The sequence below is a fragment of the Curtobacterium sp. NPDC087080 genome (assembly GCF_044745105.1).
Taxonomy (GTDB): domain Bacteria; phylum Actinomycetota; class Actinomycetes; order Actinomycetales; family Microbacteriaceae; genus Curtobacterium.
The window spans coordinates 275738-298272 of sequence record NZ_JBIUZP010000003.1; the positions used below are offsets into that span (position 1 = coordinate 275738).

At 72.5% G+C, this 22535-nt stretch carries 25 protein-coding genes, 1 pseudogene and 1 riboswitch; of the genes and pseudogenes, 11 read left to right on the forward strand and 15 right to left on the reverse strand.

Annotated elements, in window-relative coordinates; all coding sequences use genetic code 11:
• Positions 1-44 precede the first annotated feature (44 nt).
• From ACIPEQ_RS09555 to ACIPEQ_RS09575, 5 genes are all read right to left on the reverse strand, one after another.
• Positions 45-338 carry a Dabb family protein gene (locus ACIPEQ_RS09555; RefSeq protein WP_402714952.1) on the reverse strand — a complete coding sequence of 98 codons (294 nt, stop codon included), beginning with the start codon at positions 336-338 and terminating at the stop codon, positions 45-47.
• A complete protein-coding gene (locus ACIPEQ_RS09560) occupies positions 335-598 on the reverse strand; it encodes a glutaredoxin family protein (protein ID WP_402714953.1) in 264 nt (87 codons plus the stop codon). The genes ACIPEQ_RS09555 and ACIPEQ_RS09560 overlap by 4 nt, the downstream gene beginning before the upstream one ends.
• Positions 599-681: 83 nt before the next feature.
• On the reverse strand, positions 682-780 hold the full coding sequence (locus tag ACIPEQ_RS09565) for a 30S ribosomal protein bS22 (protein WP_003792170.1): 99 nt from the start codon (positions 778-780) through the stop codon (positions 682-684).
• A 125-nt stretch (positions 781-905) separates the two neighbouring features.
• Positions 906-1100 (reverse strand): helix-turn-helix domain-containing protein, encoded by a 195-nt coding sequence (locus ACIPEQ_RS09570; RefSeq protein ID WP_058729786.1) that lies wholly within the window; start codon positions 1098-1100, stop codon positions 906-908.
• A gap of 168 nt (positions 1101-1268) precedes the next feature.
• The gene (locus ACIPEQ_RS09575) at positions 1269-1784 is read right to left on the reverse strand and encodes an ArsR/SmtB family transcription factor (protein ID WP_402714954.1); all 516 of its coding nucleotides are present in this window, start codon (positions 1782-1784) and stop codon (positions 1269-1271) included.
• A gap of 72 nt (positions 1785-1856) precedes the next feature.
• Between ACIPEQ_RS09575 and ACIPEQ_RS09580 the strand changes: the two genes are divergently transcribed.
• Together ACIPEQ_RS09580 and ACIPEQ_RS09585 are read left to right on the forward strand one after the other, a co-directional pair.
• Entirely contained in the window at positions 1857-3296 is a 1440-nt protein-coding gene (locus ACIPEQ_RS09580) for a TrkH family potassium uptake protein (protein ID WP_402714955.1), read from the forward strand.
• Positions 3297-3348: 52 nt separating this feature from the next.
• Positions 3349-4005, forward strand: coding sequence for a TrkA family potassium uptake protein (locus ACIPEQ_RS09585; protein WP_174234693.1), 657 nt, complete (start codon positions 3349-3351; stop codon positions 4003-4005).
• A gap of 95 nt (positions 4006-4100) precedes the next feature.
• On the opposite strand, the gene proC is transcribed toward ACIPEQ_RS09585, so the two are convergent.
• Positions 4101-4931 carry a pyrroline-5-carboxylate reductase gene (gene proC, locus ACIPEQ_RS09590; protein WP_402714956.1) on the reverse strand — a complete coding sequence of 277 codons (831 nt, stop codon included), beginning with the start codon at positions 4929-4931 and terminating at the stop codon, positions 4101-4103.
• Positions 4932-5025: 94 nt separating this feature from the next.
• Here proC and ACIPEQ_RS09595 point away from each other — a divergent pair, with 94 nt between their 5' ends.
• Positions 5026-5982, forward strand: a complete 957-nt coding sequence (locus ACIPEQ_RS09595) for a cation diffusion facilitator family transporter (protein ID WP_209824189.1) — start codon at positions 5026-5028, stop codon at positions 5980-5982.
• Between the two features lie 95 nt (positions 5983-6077).
• Here the strand turns inward: ACIPEQ_RS09595 and ACIPEQ_RS09600 are convergent, their stop codons facing one another.
• The gene (locus ACIPEQ_RS09600; RefSeq protein WP_402715252.1) at positions 6078-6509 is read right to left on the reverse strand and encodes a nucleoside deaminase; all 432 of its coding nucleotides are present in this window, start codon (positions 6507-6509) and stop codon (positions 6078-6080) included.
• Positions 6510-6584: 75 nt separating this feature from the next.
• Here ACIPEQ_RS09600 and upp point away from each other — a divergent pair, with 75 nt between their 5' ends.
• From upp to ACIPEQ_RS09630, 6 genes are all read left to right on the forward strand, one after another.
• On the forward strand, positions 6585-7220 hold the full coding sequence (gene upp / locus ACIPEQ_RS09605; protein ID WP_058729799.1) for a uracil phosphoribosyltransferase: 636 nt from the start codon (positions 6585-6587) through the stop codon (positions 7218-7220).
• A gap of 741 nt (positions 7221-7961) precedes the next feature.
• Positions 7962-8732, forward strand: coding sequence for a winged helix-turn-helix domain-containing protein (locus ACIPEQ_RS09610; RefSeq protein WP_126890915.1), 771 nt, complete (start codon positions 7962-7964; stop codon positions 8730-8732).
• A gap of 282 nt (positions 8733-9014) precedes the next feature.
• Positions 9015-9509 (forward strand): MarR family winged helix-turn-helix transcriptional regulator, encoded by a 495-nt coding sequence (locus ACIPEQ_RS09615; protein ID WP_250368558.1) that lies wholly within the window; start codon positions 9015-9017, stop codon positions 9507-9509.
• Positions 9506-10855, forward strand: a complete 1350-nt coding sequence (locus tag ACIPEQ_RS09620) for a cryptochrome/photolyase family protein (RefSeq protein ID WP_402714957.1) — start codon at positions 9506-9508, stop codon at positions 10853-10855. Before ACIPEQ_RS09615 ends, ACIPEQ_RS09620 begins: the two co-directional genes overlap by 4 nt.
• Positions 10852-12366, forward strand: coding sequence for a serine hydrolase domain-containing protein (locus ACIPEQ_RS09625; RefSeq protein WP_402714958.1), 1515 nt, complete (start codon positions 10852-10854; stop codon positions 12364-12366). The genes ACIPEQ_RS09620 and ACIPEQ_RS09625 overlap by 4 nt, the downstream gene beginning before the upstream one ends.
• A gap of 91 nt (positions 12367-12457) precedes the next feature.
• Positions 12458-13030: a hypothetical protein gene (locus ACIPEQ_RS09630; RefSeq protein WP_402714959.1), complete on the forward strand. Its 573-nt coding sequence runs from the start codon at positions 12458-12460 to the stop codon at positions 13028-13030.
• A gap of 142 nt (positions 13031-13172) precedes the next feature.
• Here the strand turns inward: ACIPEQ_RS09630 and ACIPEQ_RS09635 are convergent, their stop codons facing one another.
• The 5 genes from ACIPEQ_RS09635 to ACIPEQ_RS09655 form a co-directional block, all read right to left on the reverse strand.
• Complete coding sequence (locus ACIPEQ_RS09635) at positions 13173-13787, reverse strand: superoxide dismutase (RefSeq protein ID WP_058725055.1); 615 nt, start codon at positions 13785-13787, stop codon at positions 13173-13175.
• A gap of 45 nt (positions 13788-13832) precedes the next feature.
• Complete coding sequence (locus tag ACIPEQ_RS09640; protein ID WP_250368276.1) at positions 13833-14342, reverse strand: flavin reductase family protein; 510 nt, start codon at positions 14340-14342, stop codon at positions 13833-13835.
• 130 nt (positions 14343-14472) lie between these two features.
• A complete protein-coding gene (locus ACIPEQ_RS09645; protein WP_126890909.1) occupies positions 14473-15996 on the reverse strand; it encodes an MFS transporter in 1524 nt (507 codons plus the stop codon).
• 224 nt (positions 15997-16220) lie between these two features.
• Complete coding sequence (locus tag ACIPEQ_RS09650) at positions 16221-17243, reverse strand: LacI family DNA-binding transcriptional regulator (RefSeq protein WP_402714960.1); 1023 nt, start codon at positions 17241-17243, stop codon at positions 16221-16223.
• Positions 17222-19285, reverse strand: coding sequence for an aldo/keto reductase (locus tag ACIPEQ_RS09655; RefSeq protein ID WP_402714961.1), 2064 nt, complete (start codon positions 19283-19285; stop codon positions 17222-17224). The genes ACIPEQ_RS09650 and ACIPEQ_RS09655 overlap by 22 nt, the downstream gene beginning before the upstream one ends.
• A 136-nt stretch (positions 19286-19421) precedes the next feature.
• Here ACIPEQ_RS09655 and ACIPEQ_RS09660 point away from each other — a divergent pair, with 136 nt between their 5' ends.
• Complete coding sequence (locus ACIPEQ_RS09660; protein WP_209678596.1) at positions 19422-19976, forward strand: TetR/AcrR family transcriptional regulator; 555 nt, start codon at positions 19422-19424, stop codon at positions 19974-19976.
• Between the two features lie 91 nt (positions 19977-20067).
• Positions 20068-20238 (forward strand): hypothetical protein, encoded by a 171-nt coding sequence (locus ACIPEQ_RS09665; RefSeq protein WP_153257430.1) that lies wholly within the window; start codon positions 20068-20070, stop codon positions 20236-20238.
• A gap of 216 nt (positions 20239-20454) precedes the next feature.
• Here ACIPEQ_RS09665 and ribH read toward each other — a convergent pair whose 3' ends face one another.
• From ribH to ACIPEQ_RS09680, 3 genes and pseudogenes are all read right to left on the reverse strand, one after another.
• Positions 20455-20934, reverse strand: coding sequence for a 6,7-dimethyl-8-ribityllumazine synthase (ribH, locus tag ACIPEQ_RS09670; protein WP_402714962.1), 480 nt, complete (start codon positions 20932-20934; stop codon positions 20455-20457).
• Positions 20935-20954: 20 nt separating this feature from the next.
• Positions 20955-21581 (reverse strand): annotated as a pseudogene (ribB, locus tag ACIPEQ_RS09675) (3,4-dihydroxy-2-butanone-4-phosphate synthase); the annotation flags it as partial.
• Between the two features lie 41 nt (positions 21582-21622).
• Entirely contained in the window at positions 21623-22264 is a 642-nt protein-coding gene (locus ACIPEQ_RS09680; protein WP_402714963.1) for a riboflavin synthase, read from the reverse strand.
• Between the two features lie 96 nt (positions 22265-22360).
• Positions 22361-22494: riboswitch (FMN riboswitch) on the reverse strand.
• Positions 22495-22535 lie beyond the last annotated feature (41 nt).

Here is a 22535-nt window from a genome sequence, read left to right on the forward strand (position 1 = left end):
GACAGGAGGGTGGCCGTCGTCGCGTGCAGGCCGGGAGGCGCGGCTCAGCGCTCCCAGTCGATGGCCGCCCGCCCCGTGACGAGCTCGCGGATCTCCGCGGCCGCCGCCTGGTGGTCCGGGTGGAACTGGTACTCGTCGAGACCGGCGAGGTCGTCGAAGGTCGCCACGACCGCGAAGTCCTCGTTCTTCCCCGGGTACGCCACGTTCTCGACGACCTCGAGCGACCGGATGGACCCGATGGTCCCGACCAGCCCGGTCAGGAGACCGCGGACGTGGTCGATCGTCGCGGTGCGGTCGAGGTCCTCGCGGACGGTGAAGGAGACGACGTGGTGGATCATGCGCTGACCTCGGTCTGCTCTGCCTTCTCGAGGGCACCGTGCAGCCGGTCGGCGTCGACGTGCCAGTTGCTGTGGACCCGGCCGTCGACGAGCACGACGGGGATGTCCTCGGCGTACTCCTCGCGCAGCGTGTCGTCGTCGAGGATCGACCGCTCCTCGAGCGTGGTACCGGGATGGGCCGCCACGACCTGCTCGACGACCGGGCGGGCGTCGTCGCAGAGGTGGCAGCCGGGCTTCGTCAGGAACGTCACGGCGGGCATGCCCCCACCCTAGACCGAGCCGACACGGCTCCCGGGAACACGAAAGCCCCGGCGGACCGGGGCTTCGGGTGCAAGTACTGGACTTACTTCTTGTTGCGACGCTGGTGACGCGTCTTGCGAAGGAGCTTGCGGTGCTTCTTCTTCGCCATGCGCTTGCGACGCTTCTTGATGACAGAACCCATAGTGGACCTCGCTCGGAACGATGCTGATGTGTGGACACCGGGCCCGAAGAGACCGCGGAAAATCAACCCGGCCGAGTCTAGCGGAGCGCAGCGGTCCTGTCGAACGAGCGCGGGCCGGGACGGCCTCAGCCGACGTCGGCGATGCCGCCGCGCAGGAGTTCGGCGACGGCCGACTCCGGGACGCGGAAGGACCGGCCGAACCGGATCGCGGGGAGCTCCCCCGCGTGCACCATGCGGTACACGGTCATCTTCGAGACGCGCATCATCTCGGCCACCTCAGCGACGGTGAGGAAGCGCACGTCGTCGAAACTGCCGGTCATGGTCCGCCTTCGGGTACCCGCGGATCGCGCGGGGTCGGTGTGACCTGTGTGGTCAAGGGTGAGTGTAGGGGCGCGTGGGACCGCGTGTCCAGGAGACTCCGAGCGGACGTTCGACCTCGCGCGACGCCGGCGCTCGAGCGTGCCCTGGGTCGGCACTCGACCGAGCGCTCAGTCGTCCTCGCTGCGGTTCCTGAAGCGCTTCCGACCGCGGTCGACGACCCGCTCCCACCCCTGCTGCGCGCCCGTGAACGCGGCCGTCGCCCGGTGGGACGCCTCGGCCATGACGCGGCCGAGCTCGGTGCCGACCTCGACCGTCGACCGGCCCGCCGTCCCGGTGCGCCGCACCGACACCGGCTGTCCGTCGAGCGTCCACGCCGTCGTGGCCGGGGTCCCGTCGGCGTCCACCGCGCCGGTGAACGGCACCACCCAGTCCTCGAGCCGCACCAGGGGTTCCGGATCGAGCCGGTAGAAGCGGTGCTGCCCCTCCTCGCGGCTCGTCACCAGTCCGTGGTCACGCAGGACGCGGAGGTGCTTCGAGACGGTGGGCTGGCTCACGCCGATCTTCTCGACGAGCTGACCGACGCTGAGCTCGCCACCGGTGGCGTCCGACCCGTAGGCCGTCAGCAGTGCCCCGAGCAGCTCGCGCCGGGTGGGGTCCGCCACGACGGTGAAGATGTCGGCCATGGGGCAAGGCTAGTCGGACGGCCGCGCATGTACCATGTCCGCTGACCTGCCCCACGGCTCCGGAGGCGCCCGATGCTCGACCGCACCGAGCCGCTCGACCGGCACGCGCCGGTGAGCGACGTGCGGCGGCGGTGGAACAGCGTGCTCGACGTCCTCCGGGCATCCCCGTCGCGGCTCGCGATCCTCGTCTTCGTGGCGCTGATCCTCATCTTCACGACCCTGTTCACGACCCCGTGGGCGTCGGCGGACCGCTCCCCCACGCGCTTCGCGGACGCCCTGTTCACCGCCGCGTCGGTCGTCTGCGTCACCGGGCTCTCCACCGTCGACATGGCCACGCACTGGTCGGTGTTCGGCAAGGTGCTCATCGTCGTCGGCACGCAGATCGGCGCGGTCGGCGTGCTCACCTTCGCCTCGATCCTCGGGCTCGTGGTGACGCGGCGGCTCGGTCTGCGCGCGAAGCTCATCGCGGCGGGCGACTCGAACCCGCTCCGCACGCACTCCGGCGCGGTCCCGGAGGGCCAGGCAGTGCGCCTCGGCGAGGTCGGCACGCTGCTCCTCACGGTCGCCGTCAGCACCCTGACCATCGAGGTCGCCATCGGCGTGCTGATCCTGCCGTCGGTCCTCGCCGCGGGGTACCCGTTCTGGACGGCGGTCGGCGACGCCTTCTACTACTCGGCCATGGCGTTCACCAACACCGGCTTCTCGCCGAACGCCGACGGACTCGCCCCCTTCGCCAACGACTACTGGTTCCTCTCCCTGCTCATGGTCGCGGTCGTCGCCGGTTCGATCGGCTTCCCGGTGATCCGCGCTGTGACGAAGCAGTTCCGCACGCCGCGCCGGTGGCCGATCCACGTCAAGCTGACCCTGACCACGAGCGCCGTGCTGCTCGTGCTCGGCGCCGTCGTCTACACCGCGCTCGAGGCTTCGAACCCCCGGACGCTCGGCGACGCCGGGGCGGGACACACGGCGTTCCAGGCACTCTTCTTCTCGACGATGACCCGCTCCGGCGGCTTCGCGACCATCGACGTCCAGCAGATGCACGGTGCGAGCCTGCTCGTCACCGACATGCTCATGTTCATCGGCGGCGGATCGGCGTCGACGGCCGGCGGCATCAAGGTGACGACGCTCGCCGTGCTGTTCCTGGCCGCCGTCGCCGAGGCCCGCGGCCGTCGGAGCATGGAGGCGTTCGGCCGCCGCATCCCGAGCGACGTGCTGCGCGTCGCGGTCGCCGTCGTGCTGTGGGGAGCGACGATCGTCGCCGTCATGACGGTCGTCCTGCTGCAGATCACCGGCGACTCGCTCGACCGGGTGCTCTTCGAGGTGATCTCGGCGTTCGCCACGTGCGGCCTGAGCTCCGGGATCTCCGCCGAGCTCCCCGAGGCGGGCAAGTACGTGCTCGCCGCCACGATGTTCCTGGGTCGGGTCGGTACAGTGACCATCGCCGCCGCCCTGGCCGCCAGCCAGAGCCGGCAGCTGTTCCGCCGTCCCGAGGAGAGGCCGATCGTTGGCTGACCGCCGCGTCGCACGCACCGAGCGCCGTGCACCCCACCCCGTCACCGGTGCCGTGAGCCACGACGCGCCCGTGCTCGTCCTCGGTCTCGGCCGCTTCGGTGCGGCCACCGCAGGCCAGCTCGAGCGGCAGCACCGCGAGGTGCTCGTCGTCGACACGGACGCCTCGCTCGTGCAGAAGTGGTCGGACCGGGTCACGCACGCCGTGCAGGCCGACGCCACCGACATCGACGCCCTGCGACAGATCGGCGCGCAGGACTTCGCGATCGCCGTGGTCGCCGTGGGCTCGCACCTCGAGTCGAGCGTGCTCATCACGTCGAACCTGGTCGACCTCGGCATCCCGCAGATCTGGGCGAAGGCCGTCAGCCGCTCGCACGGCACGATCCTGTCCCGCATCGGCGCCAACCACGTCGTCTACCCGGAGCGCGAGGCCGGCGAGCGCACGGCGCACCTGGTCTCCGGCCGGATGCTCGACTTCATCGAGTTCGACGACGACTTCGCCGTGGTCAAGATGTTCCCGCCGCGGGCGGTCCGCGGCAAGGACCTCGCCACCACCGTGATCCGCACCCGGCACGGCCTGACCGTCCTCGGCATCAAGTCGCCGGGCAGGGCGTTCGTGCCGGCGACGCCGGACAGCGTCATCGGCGAGGACGACGTGATCATCGTCTCGGGGACCGAGACGGACCTGGAGCGGTTCGCCGCGCTCGAGTAGCGAACCGGCGGCGGACGGGAGGCCCGTGGCGCCGCCGCCACGGGCCTCCCGTCCGGCTCCCGGTCACGTCGGACGGCCGGGTGCGGCTCCCGCGGTCAGGACGCGGCGATCTCCTCGGCCCGCGCGATCGCGGCGTGCGACGCACGCGTGAACGTCCCGGCCAGGTCGGCGTCCTGCAGGACGGCGACGGCGCGCTCGGTGGTGCCCTTCGGGCTGGTGACCGCACGGCGCAGGTCCGCGGGCTCGCGGCCGGACGCGGCGAGCAGCTCGACGGCACCCCGCACCGTCCCCTGCACCATCGTCGCGGCCTGCTCGGCCGTGAAGCCGAGCTCCTCGGCCGCCTGCTGCCACTGCTCGACGAGCAGGAAGACGTACGCGGGTCCCGATCCGGAGACGGCGGACAGGGCGTCGAGCTGCGACTCGGGGACCTCGATGACCTGCCCGGACGCGGCGAAGACGCTCGACGCCAGGGCGACCGCACCGGCGTCCGCCGTGGTCCCCGCGCTGACACCGGTGACCCCGTGGCCGACGCCGATCGGGGTGTTCGGCAGCGCCCGGACGACACGGACCCCGGCGGGCACCCGGGCCTCCATCGACGCGAGCGTGGTGCCGACGGCGACGCTCACGACCACCGCACCGGGGTGCAGGGACGCGGCGACCTCGTCGAGGACCTCGCCGACCAGGTACGGCTTCACCCCGAGCACGACCAGTCCGACGCCGCGGACCGCCGCGCGGTTCGCGTCCGGGTCGGTCTCCGTCGCCGTCGCGTCCAGGCCACGCTCGCGCCACGCCGCCGCCGACTCCTCGGACCGCGTCGTGAGGGTGACGGTCGTCGGGTCGAGTCCCGCGGCGAGCAGGCCCTCGAGGACGCTGCCGGACATGGAGCCGACGCCGAGCATGGCGGTACGGGGCAGTTCGATCGTCATGGTCCCGACCCTACCCAGCGCCCGCGCCTAGGATCGGTCCGTCAGGGGCCGCCCGGGGTGCGGGCCCGGTGCACCGCAGGGAGAAGGGACGTCCGTGAGCGCTTCGGGAGGTACGAGGGCGATCGTCGCCGCGCTGGCCGCCAACGTCGGCATCGCGATCGTGAAGTTCGTCGCGGCCGCGATCAGCGGGTCGGCCGCCATGCTCGCGGAGGGCGTGCACTCCCTCGCCGACTCGGCGAACCAGCTCCTGCTCCTGCTCGGCGGACGCCGCGCCCGCCGCGCAGCCGACCAGGAGCACCCGTTCGGCCACGGCCGCGAGCGGTACGTGTACGCGTTCGTCGTCTCGATCATCCTCTTCACCATCGGCGGCGTGTTCTCGCTGTACGAGGGCATCGAGAAGCTCGCCGACCCGCACCCGATCGCGAACTGGTGGCTCCCCGTCGCCGTGCTCGTCGTCGCGATCGGGCTCGAGGGCTTCTCGCTCCGCACCGCCCTGCGGGAGGCCCGTCCGCACAAGGGCTCGCAGTCGTGGGTGCAGTTCGTGCGCCGGGCGAAGGCGCCGGAGCTCCCCGTCGTCATGCTCGAGGACACCGCGGCACTGACCGGTCTCGTGTTCGCGCTGTTCGGCGTCGGGCTCACCGTGGTCACCGGCAACGGGGTGTTCGACGCGATCGGCACCATCCTCATCGCCCTGCTGCTCATCGCGGTCGCGGTCGTGCTCGGCATCGAGACGAAGAGCCTGCTCGTCGGCGAGGGCGCGAGCGTCGCCGACGTCGAGCGGATCCGGGCCGCCGTGCTCGACGGGCCCGAGGTCGAGTCGATCGTGCACCTCAAGACGCTGTACCTCGGGCCGGACGAGCTCATGGTCGGCATGAAGGTCGCGGTCGACGGCGACCGACGCCTCGGCGACGTCGCCGCCGGCATCGACACGGTCGAGCAGCGCATCCGCGACGCGGTCCCGATCGCGCGGGTCATCTACGTCGAGCCGGACGTCCTCCGGACCGGACCGCGGCCGCCCACCGAGGCGATCGTCATCCGCGCCGCCGACTGAGCGCCGGCTCGTCAGCGGTGCCGTGTCAGCGCGGCCGCCTCAGCGCAGCCGCGTCGGCACCGCCGCGTCAGCACCGGCGCATCAGCGCAGCCGCGTCAGCGGCGCTCGCGGAAGAACACGTCGAGCAGGTCGGCGCAGGCCTGCTCACGCACGCCCGCGACGACCTCGGCACGGTGCGGCAACCGCCGGTCCCGCGCGATGTCGTAGACGCTGCCGCTCGCCCCGGCCTTCGGGTCCCAGGCCCCGAACACGATCCGCGGCACCCGTGCGGCGAGTGCGGCTCCCGCGCACATCGGGCACGGCTCGAGCGTGACGACCAGGGTGTGCCCGGCCAGGTGCCAGTCCCCCGTCACCTCGGCCGCCGCCCGCAGCGCGAGCACCTCGGCATGCGCCGTGGGGTCCTGCCGGGCCTCGCGCTCGTTCCGGCCGACCGCGACGACCTCGCCCGCTGCGTCGAGGACGACGGCCCCGACCGGCACGTCCCCCGTCGACAGACAGGCACGCGCTTCGTCGAGTGCGCGGTCCATCGCCGCGGTGAACGGTCGTCCGGCTGGGTGCTCCACGCGTCGATCCTGCCCCATCGGCACGGTACGCTCGACACCATGCGAGTCCACGTCGCCGACCACCCGCTCATCACCCACAAGCTCTCGGTGCTCCGCGACCGGACCACACCCTCCCCGACCTTCCGCGCGCTGACCGAGGAGCTCGTCACGCTCCTCGCGTACGAGGCCACGCGGAACGTCCGGGTCACGGCCACGCCGATCGACACGCCCGTGGCGCACACGATGGGTGTCGCCATCGCGAAGCCCCGTCCGCTCGTCGTGCCGATCCTGCGCGCCGGGCTCGGCATGCTCGAGGGCATGGTCAAGCTCGTCCCCACCGCCGAGGTCGGCTTCCTCGGCATGGCCCGCAACGAGGACACGCTCGAGCCGCAGACCTACGCGGAGCGCCTGCCCGACGACCTGTCCGGCCGGCAGTGCTTCGTGCTCGACCCGATGCTCGCGACCGGTGGCACGCTGGCCGCCGCGATCGACTTCCTGTTCGACCGCGGTGCGGAAGAGGTCACGTGCGTCTGCATCCTCGGTGCACCCGAGGGCCTGGCCGCCGTCGAGCAGGCCGTCGGCGACCGCAACGTCAGCATCGTGCTCGGCGCGCTCGACGAGAAGCTCGACGAGAACGGCTACATCGTCCCGGGCCTCGGCGACGCCGGCGACCGCCTCTACGGCCTGGCCGAGTAGCACCCGCTCTCCCCACGCTCCAGTCGACACGACGCCCCCGTCGACACGGCTCCGGCCGTGTCGACGGGGGCGTCTCGTGTCCGCGACGTCGCCGTCGAGACAGCGGCGTCGTCGCGAGACGCCGCCGACCCGACGAGACGCCGCAGATTGCGACGGCGTCTCGCCCGAGTTGCGGCGTCCGGCGCGCACGCCGGCGTCTCGCATCCGCGGCGTCCCGCGCATCGCGGCGTCCCGCGCACCGCGCCCGGTCCACGTGCCGACGGACGGGAGGCGCGTGGCGGGCCCGCAGCGCGCCTCCCGTCCGGCAGCCGGTCCCGCCGGAGGACCTCCTGTCCACTCCCGTCACCGTCCGCGCGGACGGTTGACAGCGCCTTGGTATACCGCCGATACTCGTCCCATGACTGCAACCGTGTCCTCCCGAGTCCTCTCCGAGGCCCAGGAGAACGCCGGCATCATGCTGCCGGCGTCGGCGGTCATGCGTTGTCGAATGTGTGCCTGATCGGTACCCGTTCCAGCCGGATCCCCCGCGACACCACCCCGGTCGCGCGCGTGTGATCCCCGGGTGACAGCCCCCGACGACGCCGCGGCAGCAGGCTCCGTCGGACCGCCCGTCACCCGTACCTCCCGGGAGGCCCCGGTCCACCGCAGGACCGCTGGGCGACACGGCGATCAGCCGTACCCGGACCGACGCACTCGACACCGCACGGTGCACCGCACCGCAGCCCCGCCCGGAGAACCGCCATGTCGCTCACGATCCCCCAGCCCCGAACCGCCCTCCGCCCCGCCACCACGGTGCCCACCGACCTCGGCACGGTCACGCCGATCCGTCCGCGTCGCACGCCCGTCGCACCGCCGGTCCCGAGCGGGATCCCGACCAGCCCGGTCGTCGCACCGCAGCGGAACCGAGCACTGCCGGAGGGCACCGAGGCACGCGGCTTCGCGCTCTACGTCGGCATCGACGAGGCCGCCGCCGCCGCCGCCGGCACGACCCTCGCGGCCGTGGTCGAGCAGCTGAAGGCCCTCACCGCACAGCTCGTGCCGTCGTCCGAGACCTACGCCGCCGTCGCCGTCGCCGCCGAGGGCTCCGGTGGCCGTGACGTCGACGTCGTCCGGCTCGCGCTGCAGGACCGCTCGGCGGTGGCCGCCCGCAAGCAGGCCGAGAAGCCCGAGCCCGAGGAGACCGGCGTCGTCATCGACATCTCCCGGAAGCGCGTGACGCTCGACGGCGAGGCTGCTCCCCTGACGTACAAGGAGTTCGAGCTCCTGCAGTTCCTCGTGCTGCGCGAGGGCCAGACCGTCGACCGTGCCGCGATCATCGAGGGCCTGTGGTCCGACGACGAGGACGAGACCCCGAACGAGCGCACCATCGACGTGCACGTGCGACGGCTGCGCTCGAAGCTCGGCGCGTTCGAGGAGATCGTGCGGACGGTGCGCGGTGTCGGCTACCGCTTCGACCGGCACGCCGACGTGGCGGTGCGCTACGCCTCGACGCCGTCCCCCGACCTCTTCTGATCCACTCCGGCGACGCTCGGTGAACTCGCAGCGAACGAGCCCCGGACAGGCTGGCGCGCCGTTACCTCGCCGTTATACAGTCGTTGGTGCAGGCAGTGTTTGCTGTGGCACCGTCTGCGGAATGTGATTGCAGGACACTCTTGGTGCAAGGGAGAGGGCCGGTCGCTCAGAAGGCGACCGGCCCTCGTTGCGTCCCGGCAGCGCGTTCGGCCCCCGACCCGAGTCCGGCGTCGCACGCCGTCGGTAGTGTGGGTTGACCGTACGACCGGAGGGACGACGACCGTGGACGACGCACGCCGCAGCGACAAGGCGACCGCCGTCGCGGCATGGGAGGCCCTGTTCCGGGCGCAGGTGACCGTGATGCGCGCACTCAACGCCGACTTCCCGGGCGGTGAGATCTCCTTCAACGAGTACGACGTCTGCTTCAACCTGTCGACGCAGCCCGGACGACGCTGCCGCATGCGCGACCTGACCGGGCACCTGCTCCTGACGCAGCCGAGCGTCAGCCGCCTGGTGGACCGCCTGGCCTCACGGGGCATCGTCGAGAAGCAGCCGGACCCGTCCGATGCGCGCGGCGTGATCGTCGCCCTGACGGCGCACGGCTTCGACGTCTACCGCTCGGTCGCGGTGCAGCACGCGCAGACCATCGCCGACCAGGTCGGTGCGGGGCTGGACGACGACGAGCTCCGCACCCTGACGGAGCTCTGCACCAAGCTGCGCACTGCGGCCGGAGCCTCGGACCGACGCCCCCGCGCGACCCAGGCGGTGTCCGCGTGAGCGGCGCACTGGTCTGGCTGCGCGAGGACCTCCGGCTCGCCGACAACCCCGCCCTGCGTGCGGCGATCGACCACGGTGGACCGGTCACGGTCGTCGTCGTGCTCGACGAGGAGTCACCGGGCATCCGCCCCGTCGGCGCCGCCAGCCGCTGGTGGCTCCACCACTCGCTCGCCGCCCTCGACGCCGAACTGCGGGACCGCGACTCGCGGCTCGTCCTGCGCCGCGGCGGTGCTGCGCGGGTGATCCCCGAGCTCGTCGCGCAGGCCGACGCCGACGCGGTCTACTGGAACCGGCGGTACGGCAGGGTCGAGCGCGACCTCGACGCGGGCATCAAGAGCGCCCTGACCGACGACGGCACCGAGGCGCACAGCTTCGCGGCGAACCTGCTCTGGGAACCCTGGACGGTCCTCACCGGACAGGGCGAACCGTTCAAGGTCTTCACCCCGTTCTGGCGTGCGGCGCAGGCGATGCCCGAGCCGCGGCACCCGCTGCCGAAGCCGCGCGACCTGCCGGCAACCGCGGACGTCGACTCCGACGACCTCGACGACTGGGCCCTGCTGCCGACGAAGCCCGACTGGGCCGGTGGACTCCGCGACGCGTGGGAGCCCGGCGAGGCGGGTGCGCACCGGAAGCTCGAGCAGTTCGTGCACGACGCGCTCGAGGACTACGACCAGCGCGACGAGCCCGCGATGGCGGCCACCAGCGACCTGTCCCCGCACCTGCGCTGGGGCGAGGTCAGCCCCTACCAGGTGTGGCACCGCCTGCACGGCGAGCTCGAGCCCGAGCAGCGCCGTCAGGCCCCGGCGTTCCTCCGCCAGCTCGCGTGGCGGGAGTTCAACTGGAACGAGTACTTCCACTGCGACGACATCGCCACCGTCAACGTGCGTCGCGAGTTCGACGCGTTCCCGTGGCGTGACGTCGACGAGGACGAGCTCGACCGCTGGCGCCACGGCCGGACCGGTTTCGACCTCGTCGACGCCGGCATGCGGGAGCTCTGGCACTCGGGGGCGATGCACAACCGCGTCCGGTTGGCGGCGGCGAGCTTCCTCGTGAAGAACCTGCTCGTCGACTGGCGCATCGGCGAGCAGTGGTTCTGGGACACCCTGGTGGACGCCGACCCGGCGAACAACGCGGGCAACTGGCAGTGGGTGGCGGGCTCCGGCTTCGACGCCGCGCCGTACTTCCGCGTGTTCAACCCCGACCGGCAGATGGAGCGCTTCGACCCGCACAAGGAGTACGTCCGCCGCTGGGTGCCCGCGGACGAGGAGCGTCCGGAACCGATGGTCGACCTCAAGGCCTCGCGGCAGCGTGCGCTCGACGCCTACGACCGGATGCGCCGGGCATGACGCCCTCGACCGGGGTCCTCGCCGAGGTCGACGCCCTGTTCGCCGCGCGCGTCGCCGACGGGGTGGCCCCGAGCAGCGTGTGGGGCGTGTTCGACCGGCACGGTCTGGTGGCCACCGGCGGGCACGGCGACCGCGGTGACGGCCGCGCGCCCGACGCCGACACGGTGTACCGGATCGCCTCGTGCACGAAGAGCGTGACGGCCGCGACGCTGCTGACCCTGGTGGCCGACGGTCGGGTCGCCCTCGACGACCCGATCACCACGTCCGTCCCCGCCTTCGCCGAGGTCGACCTGCCGTCGCCCGACTCGCCGGTGCCGACCCTCCGGATGCTCCTGACCATGTCCGGCGGGCTGCCGACCGACGACCCGTGGGCAGACCGGCAGGAGTCGATCGACGACGACGCGTTCGACGCCGTGCTCCGAGCGGGACTGCTGTTCGACTCCGTGCCCGGCACCCGCTTCGCCTACTCGAACACCGGGTACGCCCTGCTCGGCCGCGCGATCGCACACGCCGCCGACGCGCCGTACACCCGGGTGGTGTCGGACCGCGTGCTCCGGCCGCTCGGGCTCACGGACACCGTGTTCAGCGCCGCCGAGGCGCGCGGCTTCGTCGTCACCGGTCAGCGCCACGACGACGAGGCGTGGACCCCGCAGCCGATGACCGGGCCTGGTGCCTTCTCGCCGATCGGCGGACTCTTCTCGACGGTGCGTGACCTGGCGCGCTGGGCGCGGTTCCTCGCCTCGGCGTCCACCACCGCCCCCGAGGACGGGCCGGTCTCCCCCGCCGACCGCCGCGCGATGCAGCAGGCGATGCGGATCGTACCGCCCACGGTGGTGCCCACGGCGACGCGACCGACGGCGTACGGATTCGGGCTGTTCGTGGAACAGGACGACCGCGCCGGCGAGATCGTCTCGCACTCCGGCGGCTACCCGGGGTTCTCCGCACACGTCCGGTGGTCGACGGAGCACGGCCTCGGGGTGGTCGCGTTCGAGAACGCCACGCAGGCGAAGGTGTCGGCGCCGGCCGAACGGGCGCTCGACCTGCTGCTCGGCGAGGCACTCGACGCCCGGGCGACCGCAACGAGCGCGACGGCGACCGACACGAGCACCACCGCGACCGCGACGAGCGCGACGGCAGCGGCACCGGGCGTCCGTCGGACCGCGGCTGCCACGCACACCGCGCGGCAGGCCGTCACCACGCTGCTGCGGGCCTGGGCGGACCCGACCGTCGACGACGACACCGCAGCAGACCTCGGCGCGGCCGTCTGCACGCCGAACGTCCCCCTCGACCGGCCGTGGGTCGTCCGGCGCCGCGCCGTGGTCGAGGGAGCACAGGCCGTCGGTGCCGACCTCGCCGCCGCTCCGGTGGACGAGCTGTCCGCGGTGCCGTCGCACCTCCGCTGGTGGATCCCCGGCAGCGCCGGACGCCTGCGGGTCGAGATCCGGCTCGCCCCGCTCGCGGCCGGCCGTGTGCAGACCCTGATGGTCACACCGGAGCGCGCCGAGCAGTGACTTCGGGCGCGTAGGCGGGTGATCCGCTAACATTTCAGGTGATCGTGTCCGCACGGTCGCCGACCGATCACTCGACCCCGCCGGAGACACCATGCCCAGGAGACCCGACCCGACCCTGAAGCCCGCGATCGTCGCGAAGGTCGCCCGGCACCTGCAGGACACCAAGCTCGAGGACGCCTCGGTCCGGAGCCTCGGCCGCGTGCTCGGCACGAGTGCGTACCCGATCGTGTACCACTTCGGCTCGCGCGAGGCGCTGATCGACGCCGTCGTGGACCACCTCTCCGCCGCGCACGACCGCTCGCTGGACCCGACCACCGACCCGTGCGGACTCACCGAGCACCTGCTCGCCGTCTTCGGCGGACTCGACACCCCGGAGCGGCGCCTCGCCGCCCGACTGACGTTCGAGCTCGGGTGCGTCGAGGGGCTCGACGGCCGCGACCGTCAGCTGCGGCTGCACCGTCGCCGGGTCGACGAGCTCGCGGCGTGGTGCCGAGCACACGGTCGGTGCGAGGCGGACGCGGACCGGACCGCACGCGCCGCGGTGGCCGCGGCTCGCGGTGCCCAGTGGAGTGCCCTCGTCGACCCGGACCGGTCGGACGTCGACGGCGCGTTGCGCGCGATCGCACAGGACCTCGCGTCGGCCGTCCGCTTCGCCGCCGCCTGACCGGTCGCACACGACGGCCGGCCACCGCGGCTGGCCCCCGCCACGACGGACCGGACCCGCACGACGACGGACGGGAGGCGCGGTGCCAGCCGGCACCGCGCCTCCCGTCCGTCAGCCGGTCACCACGTGACCGGCAGCCGCGTCACAGGGTGACGAACGACTGCGACTTGGCGTTCGCGAAGCGAGCCGCGACGTTCTCCCAGTCGACGATGTTCCACACGGCCTTGACGTAGTCCGCCTTGACGTTGAGGTAGTCGAGGTAGAACGCGTGCTCCCACATGTCGAGCATGAAGATCGGCACGACGCCCAGCGGCACGTTGGCCTGCTGGTCGAAGAGCTGGAACGTGGTGAGCTTCTGGCCGACCTGGTCCCACGCCAGCACCGACCAGCCGGAACCCTGGATGCCCGTGGCGACGGCGGTGAACTGGGCCTGGAACTTCTCGAACGAGCCGAAGAACTCGTCGATGGCCGCGGCGAGCTCACCCTCGGGGACCTTCGTGTCCGGGCCGAGGTTGGTCCAGAAGATCGAGTGGTTGACGTGGCCACCGAGGTTGAACGCGAGGTCCTTCTCGAGCTTGTTCACGTTCGCCAGGTTGCCCGACTCGCGGGCCTCGGCGAGCTGCTCGAGCGCGGTGTTCGCACCCGTGACGTAGGTCTGGTGGTGCTTGTCGTGGTGCAGCTGCATGATCTTGCCGCTGATGTGCGGCTCGAGCGCTGCGTAGTCGTACGGCAGCTCCGGCAGGGTGTACTCAGCCATCTGAGGTCCTTTCGATCGGTGGTTGGCGGAACGGTGCTCCGCGGCTCACGAGAGCCGGGAACGGTCGGAGAGGGAGTGGAATTCCCGGTTGTGGTAGACCAGCGGCTCGCCGCGGTCGGTCCCGGTGGCGATGTCGAGCACCTCGGCCACGACGACCGTCGACGAGCCGATCTCGGTCGTCGAGCGGGGGCGGCAGCGCAGTGCGGTCGCGGCGGCGGGCAGGTACCGCTCACCGGTCGGCAGCGTGCCCCACATCGGGTCGTCGGCGGCGGGGCTGCCGGTCGCGGCGAACCGCTTGGCGAGGCCGACGCTGAGCGAGTCGACGAGGTGCACCACGAAGACCTCGGCGCCGAGCACGACACCGGCGGAGCCGGACTTCGTCGAGAGCGAGAAGACGAGGACGGGCGGGTCGACCGCGACGCTCGCGACGCTCGAGGCGGTCAGGCCCGTCGGACCGTCGGGCCCCTCGGCGGTGATGACCGCGACACCGGCGGGGTGTCCGCGGAAGGCGGCCTTGTACGCGTCGGCGATGGTGGCCGGGGTGTCGTCGGGCATGGCAGTCGTGGTGTTCCTCCGGGTGGGTCCGGCCGCGGCTGCGCGGCCACCTCCCAACGTAGGACCTCGACCGGGGTTCCGGTCAGCGATTCCCAGGTTCGTCCGATCCCGGGCGCGCCGGACGACCGGCTCAGTCGCGCTTGAGCATCACGACCGAGGCGGCCGCCGCGACGAGCATGAGCGCCGCCGCCACCGCGCCGGTGATCGTCACGCCGGAGTCGAACGCGGCACGGGCACTGTCGAGCAGTGCCTGCCCGGCGGTGCCACCGAGGTCCGCCGCCGCCGACACCGCGCCGCCGAGGGTCTCCTGCGCAGCCGTCCGCGCCGAGCCGGCGAGGGCGTCCGGCACCACCACGTGCGTCCGGTACGCGGTCGCCAGGATCGTCCCGAGCACGGCGGTGCCGAGCACGGCACCGATCTCGTACGCGGTCTCGGACACGGCCGACGCCGCACCGGCCTTGTCCGCGGGCGCCGTCGAGATGATGAGGTCGTTCGTGACGGTTTCCGACGCACCGATGCCGATGCCGAGCAGCACGAACGCGAACGCCAGCGCGACGATCGACGCGTGGTGTCCCAGGACCGAGACCATCGCGTACGCGGCGGCCGAGAACGTCAGGGAGACGGCGACGACCCACCGCGGGGCGACCCGGGCGACGATCGGCACGACGACGAGTCCGGCGACGATGGTGAGCACCGATCCGGGCACGAGCACCAGGCCGGACGTGAACGGGTCGAGCCCGGCGACCAGCTGCAGGTGCTGCGCGATGAAGAACAGGAACCCGGTGAGCGAGAACATCGCCGCCATGTTCATGAGCACGCTGCCCGTGAACGCGGTGCTCCGGAAGAGCCGGAGGTCGAGCATCGGGGTGCGGGAGCGGAGCTGCCGGCGGATGAAGGCGATGCCGCAGAGCACGCCGACCGCGAGGGCCGCGATCGCGAAGCCGCGTTCCTCCGGGTGCACGACCGACTTGATCGCCCAGGCGGTCGGGGCGAGGGTACCGAGCGACAGGAGCATGCTCGGGACGTCCACCGGACCGGGCTGCGGGTCGCGCGACTCCGGCACGGTGAACGGCACGGCCACGAGCATGACGACGAGGATCGGCACCGCGACGAGGAACACCGCACCCCAGTGGAAGTGCGCGAGCAGCACACCGCCGACGAGCGGGCCGAGGGCGTTGCCGGCCGCGAACATCGTCGACCAGACGGCGAGCGCCATGCGCCGCTCCCCCGCGTCGACGAAGACGTTGCGGATGATCGACAGCGTGGCGGGCATGAGCATCGCCCCGAAGACGCCCATAACGGCGCGGGCGGCCACGAGCATCCAGGCCTCGGTCGCGAAGGCCGCGGCGACGGAGAGCAGCGCGAAGCCGGTCGCACCGACGACGAGGATTCGGCGACGCCCGATGCGGTCGCCGATGCTGCCCATCACGACGAGCAGACCGGCGAGCACGAGCGGGTAGGCGTCGACGATCCAGAGCTGGGTCGTCGCGCTCGGGTCGAGGGCGCGCGCGATGGTCGGCAGCGCGAAGCTCAGCACGGTGTTGTCGACGGAGATGAGCAGCACCGGGAGCATCAGCACGGCGAGGGCCGCGAACCGTCGGGCGCGGCTGCCGGTGACGGCGGTGGCGACGGGGCTGGTGAGCAGAGCGGACACGGTGACTCCCTGGGGAACGAGCCGGACCAGGTCGACGGCGGACACTTTCGGTGGGGCAGACGAGACGGGACGCGGAAGTGGTCACGCGCCCCGTCAGGACTCCGTAAGTGTACCGTCTGGACGGTTGTGGTTGCAAGTGCAACCAACGGCCGGACGGGAGGCCCGTGGCGGCGTCGCCACGGGCCTCCCGTCCGGCTGCGCTCCCCCCGACGGGCCCGGGTCGCTCAGGCGGACTCGCGCACCAGCAACCGGTGGCGCACCGTGCGCTGCACGGTCGGGCCGGAGCGCGGCAGGTCGCCGGCGAGCATGCCGGTGGCCAGGTCGAGGGCCTCGCGCGCGACGGCGTCGAGGTCCACCGCGAGGGTCGTGAGGGTCGGGGCGACCAGCGTGCCGAGCGCGAGACCGTCGACACCGACCACGCGCACGTTCCCCGGCACGTCCGCCCCGGCGCGTCGGCAGGCGCCCAGGACCCCGAGCGCCATGAGGTCGTTGAAGGCGAGCACCGCGTCGACGCGACGGAACCGCTCGAGTGCCCTCGTCGTCATCGCCGCGCCGAACTCCGAGGTCGGGGCCTCGGCGATCGCGATCTCGGGCAGGTACCCGCGACGCCGGAGGGCCTCGAGCATGAGCCGACCACGACCGCTCGGTCGTCCGGTGTCCGACGCGTCGACGATCACCGGGTGCCGGACCCCCGTCTCCACCAGGTGGTCGGCGAGGTCCTCGACGGCCTGGGTCGGGTCGATCCGGACCGCCCCGCGGAGCACCTCGCCCGCGGGGTCGAGCTCCACCACCGGGACGGACCCCAGGTGCTCGACGAGCTCGGGCGCCCGGGCACCGAGGTAGCCGATCACCACGTCCGTCTGCACCCCGAGCGCCCGGACCGCGCGGTCGGAGTCGCCGGCGAGCCCGGCGTCGGCCAGCATGACGTCCCACCCGCGCCCGGCGGCGAGCCGGAGCACCGCAGCCGCGAGCTCCGGCGAGTAGGGGTTCCGCAGGTCGTCGACGACGAGCCCGAGCTGCCGGTCCCCGCCCGTGACGAGCCCCCGGCCGAAGCGCGACGGACGGTAGTCGAGCGCCGCGGCCGCCGCGAGCACGCGCTCCTTCGTCGCCGGGCTGATGCCGTACAGGCCGTTCACGGCCCGGGTGACCGTCTGACGGGAGACCCCGGCCGCGGCCGCGACGTCGTGGATCGTGGCGCGGGCCGGGGCCGGGCCGACGGTGCGGCTCAGGCGCGCAGGTCCAGCCACGCCACCTGCTCCGGGCTGAGCTCGACGGACAGCCCCGTCATCGAGGACCGTGCCTCGGCGATCGTGCGCGGTCCGAAGAGCGGGAAGGTCGGGAACGGCTGGTGCAGCACGTACGCCAGGGCGATCGCCGTCGCCGGGACGCCGTACTGCTCGCCGAGCTCCCGCGCGCGACGGAGGCGCTCGAAGTTGTCGTCCGAGTAGTAGCAACGCACCAGCTCGGCGTCGCTCGTGTCGTCCGGGGCGGCGCGACCCGTGAAGAACCCGCGGGCCTGCGACGACCACGGCAGCAGCGGGACCTGGCGCTCCTCGAGCCAGCGCTTCGACGACGGGTCGGTCGCGTGCTCGCAGCCGTCCCACGGCACGTCGTACGCCTCGGCCAGGCCGAAGTGGTTGCTGAGGACCTCGAAGCCGTGCTTGCCGTTCGCCGCCGCGTAGGCGTTCGCCTCGTCGAAGCGCGCCGGGGTCCAGTTCGAGCCGCCGAAGACGCGGATCCGGCCGGCACGGCGGTGCTCGTCGAGGACGTCGACGAACTCCCCGACGGGGACGTCCGGGTTGTCGCGGTGCATCATGTAGATGTCCGCGTGGTCGGTGCCCTGGCGCTCCAGGCTCTCCAGCAGCTGCCGGGTCAACGACTCCGGGTCGCAGTACGGGGTGTGCGCACCCTTCGTGATGACGACCACGTCGTCGCGGATGCCGCGGTTCTGGATCCACCGGCCGAGCCGCCCCTCGAGGACCCCGCCGCCGTAGATGTAGCCGGTGTCGAAGACGTTGCCGCCCTGCTCGACGAACATGTCGAAGATCGCGCTCGCGTGGGCGAGGTCGGGCTGGTTGTCGACGCCCATCACCAGGCGGGACATGCGCTTGCCGACGCCGGGGACCTCGCCGTAGCGCATCGGGGCGTCGTCGCGGACGCGCAGGGGTCGTCCGCTGACCGTCGGCACGTCGGCGGTCTCGGCCTCGAACGGGTAGCGCAGGCCGATCGCGGCGCGCCAGCGGTCGAGGGTGCGGGCGGTGGCGAGGGTCTCGTCGAGGGTCATCTGCGCGGCCTCGACCGCGCCCGACGCCAGCGCCGCCGTGGTCGCGTCGGCCTCGAGGGCGTAGGGCTGCGCGCCGGCGAAGGACAGCGTGCGGGGGTCCTCGTCGACGGTGTGCACGGTGATGCTCGGGTCGGCCGACAGCGTCCACGGGTCGGTCAGCACGATGCGCCCACGGGTGCCGTGCACGGTGACGGTGTTCTCGTCCTGCACGCGGACGCCGGTGCGGACGCTCGCGGTGGTGCCGTCGCGGTACGTCAGGTGCGCGACCGTCCACTCGTCGACGCCGGTCGGCCCGAGGGTGCCGGTGGCGGTCAGCTCGACGGGCTCGGCGACGGCGACGCCCGTGGCGGCCTGCACGACCGCGGCGGCCATGGTCACCGGGTACCCGCCGACGTCGAGGATCCCACCGCCCGCGGTGGCGACGTCGAACAGCCGACCGCTGCGCTCCCCGCTGCGGAACGCGAAGGACGCGTCGACGTGCACGACCTCACCCACGACGCCCTCGCGCACGAGGTCGAGCAGGGCCGCGGTCTGCGGGTGGAAGCGGTACATGTACGCCTCGACCAGCGGCAGTCCGGCCTGGCGTGCCGCGTCGACCAGGGCCATCGCGGTGCCGTGGTTCGGCGCGAGGGGCTTCTCGCAGAGCACGGCCTTGCCGGCGTCGAGGGCGCGGAGCACCAGGTCGGCGTGGCCGGTGTGCACGGTCGACACGTACACCGCGTCGACGGCGGCGTCGGCGAGCACGGCGTCGTACTCCCCCGCACGGACGTCGGCGAAGCCGTGGTCGACGGCCTCGTCGGCGAACGCCTGCGCCCGGTCGGTCGACGAGCTCCCGGTGGCCACGAGGGTGCCGGTGCTCGCGGGCAGCTGGGAGAGGAAGCGGCGGGCGATGCCGCCAGGGCCGAGGACGGCCCAGCCCGCTGCGGTCGGGGCCGGGGTCGCCGAGCCGTCCGTCCCGGTGCGGTCGTCGGGCGTGCTGGCGGGGGTCGCGGTCTGCGCTGACATGCGGATCCTGTTCCTGTCGTGAACCTTCACGGTCACGGCGACGCTAGCCGCGCGGATGCTGCCGGACAAGCCGTTCGTGAACGTTCACGGAACACCGCGGTCGTCACGGTCCGGACGGTTCCCTAGACTCGTCCGCATGGCAAGTGCCCGAGACCGTGTCCTGGACAGCTTCGTCGCCATCGTGTGCGAGGAGGGCGAGCGTCCGGCGACCCTCGACGCCGTCGCCGCGCGCGCCGGTGTCTCGAAGGGCGGACTGCTCTACCACTTCGGGTCGAAGGCCGCCCTGGTCGAGGGACTCTGCGAGCGGCTGTCCGACCTGTCCGCCATCGACGTGGACCGCATGCGCGACGCCGAGGACGGTGCCGCGCGGTACTTCGTGCGCAACTGCCTCTACGTCGGGAGCGAGCTCGACCTCGCCCTCCTCGCGGCCAGCCGGCTGCAGCAGGCCGGGTACGAGGAGGCCGGTCGCACCCTGGACGAGACCGAGAACGCATGGCTGGAGACCCTGGTCGACGCCCTCGGCGACGTCCCCACGGCACAGGCGGTCAAGCTGCTCGGCGACGGGCTCTACCACCAGGCGTCCCTCGGTGCGGCGATCGCCACCGACGTCCGCCCGAACCGCGGCACCGTCGACATGGACGCCCTGCTCGCGGTCGTCGACCGGCTCATCGCGACGCGGCCCGCTGCCTGACCTCGGCGTCTCCCGGCCGTCCGTGAACCGGTCCGCTCCTTCCTGGGGATAGACTGGTCACGATCCACCCGCTCGAACCGGAGGTACCACCGTGGGCCGCGTCATCGCCGCTTTCTTCTCGATCCTGCTGCTGCTGGTGTCGATGTACCTGTTCGGGTTCGCGTTCCAGGTGCAGTCGGGCCAGGCGTTCGTCTTCATGGGCGGCCTCGTCCTCATGAGCCTCTCGTTCTTCCTGCCGATCCACGTCTTCGGCAAGAAGTAACACCAGCCGTACCACGACGGCCCCGCACCTCACGACGAGATGCGGGGCCGTCGTCGTCGGTGCGGGCGCTGCGCGTCGCCCGAGCCGGCGGGCGGGCGGTTCGTGGTTTCGGCTGCTGCAGCACAACCAGAAGCACCTCGCGCCACGGAAATCGGTGGTGCAAGGTGCTTCGGGTTGTGCGGCGTGCTCGCGTCCGGCCTCCCGCGACCGAACCGGTCAGGCCATCTGGCGCAGGCTCCGGATCGACACGGCGGTGGCGACCGCGGCGTGCGCAGCCTCGGCGCCCTTGTCCTCCTTCGAGCCGGGCAGACCGGCGCGGTCGATGCCCTGCTGCTCGTCGTCCAGGGTCAGCACGCCGAACCCGACGGGCTTGCCGGTCTCGAGTGCGACGGTCGTCAGGCCGTCCGTCGCAGCGCTCGAGACGTACTCGAAGTGCGGCGTGCCCCCGCGGATGATCACCCCGAGGGCGACGACCGCGTCGAACCCGCTCTCGAGCGCGGCCTTGGCGACCACCGGCAGCTCGAAGCTCCCCGGCACCGGGACGACCTGCGCGGTGGCACCGAGGCGCTGCACCTCGCGTTGGGCTCCGGCAAGGAGACCCCCGGCGATCGTCTCGTGCCACTGCCCGGTCACGATCGCCACCCGGATCCCCGATCCGTCGACGTGGTCGCGCTCGGCGGCTCCTGCTCCGCTCATCGTGTCGTTCCCTCCTGGGGTGCGGACTCCGCCGCCGCCCGGTCTGCCGCGTCGAGCCACTCGACGAGCGCGGCGATGGTGATGACGGGCACGCCCTCGCGCGCCCCGAGTTCGACGAGACCCGGCAGACGCATCATCTCGCCGTCCTCGCCGACGATCTCGCAGATCGCCGCCGCGGGCCGGAGCCCGGCTGCGGTGACCAGTTCGATCGCGGCTTCGGTGTGCCCGGCACGTTCACGGACGCCGCCGGGTCGGGCCCGCAGCGGGACGACGTGTCCCGGGCGGTGCAGGTCGTCACGGACCGAGGTCGGGTCGGCGAGCACCCGCAGCGTGCGTGCCCGGTCGTGCGCGCTGATGCCGGTCGTGACCCCGACGGCGGCGTCGACGGTCACGGTGTAGGCGGTGCCGCGGACGTCCTCGTTGTGCGCGACCATCGGTGGGAGGTCGAGCGCGTCGGCGATCTCGGCGCTGACCGGGGCGCAGATGAACCCGGACGAGTGCGCGACCGTCCACGCGACCCACTCCGGACTGGCCGTCTCGGCGGCCAGGATCACGTCGCCCTCGTTCTCGCGGTGCTCGTCGTCGGCGACGATGACCGGGCGACCCGCGGCGATCGCCGCGACCGCGTCCTCGATGCTCGACAGGATCGGCCCGGCCGCCTGCTCGGCGTGCGGGACGTCGACGGCGCTCACCGGGCTTCCACGACGGGTGCGGTCGCGGCGTCGAGCCGGAGCATCCGGCGGACGTGCCGTGCGAGGACGTCGGTCTCGATGTTGACCCGGTCGCCGGGCACACGGGAGCCGAGCGTGGTGGCCTCGAGCGTCTCCGGGATGAGACTGACCTCGAACCAGGCGTCGGAGGGCGGGGTGTCCTCGGCGGAGACCGCACTGACCGTGAGCGAGACGCCGTCGATCGCGACGGAGCCCTTGTCGACGACGAGCGGGCTGAGGTCGGGGGCGAGCGAGAACCGGACACGCCGCCAGCCGTCACCGTCGGCGGTCTCGAGCACGGTGGCCGTGCCGTCGACGTGCCCCTGCACGATGTGGCCGCCGAGTCGGTCACCGACCGAGGCTGCGCGCTCGAGGTTCAGTCGGTCCCCCACGGTGAGCGCTCCGTGCGCGCTCATGTCGAGGGTCTGCTTCATGACGAAGGCGGTGAAGGTCTCGTCGGTCTGCTCGACCACGGTCAGGCAGACGCCGCTCGTGGCGATGGAGTCGCCGTGCCGCGCGTCGGCGACGATCTTCGGGCCGCGGACGGTGAGCGCGACGGAGTCGCCGTGCTGCTCGACGGCGGTGACGGTGCCGAGTTCCTCGATGATGCCGGTGAACACTGGTGTCCTCTCAACGGGACTCCGGGGGTGCTCGACGGTCGTCGGCATGGACGGACGGGCCGTGGCACCCCGCGTACGAGGGCACGTCCTGTCCGCCAGCGCTTCCTCCCGTCCGGACTCTCACCGTCGGTCCCGGAGTTCCGCCGGGTCAACATAGGCGGGGTTCGCACCCTGCGTCAGCTCGTGGACTGTCACCACCGGTTCGGACTTGCACCGACCCCGGAGCGCTTGCGTGACTGAAATGATACCCCACACGTCGGACGTCCGTCCG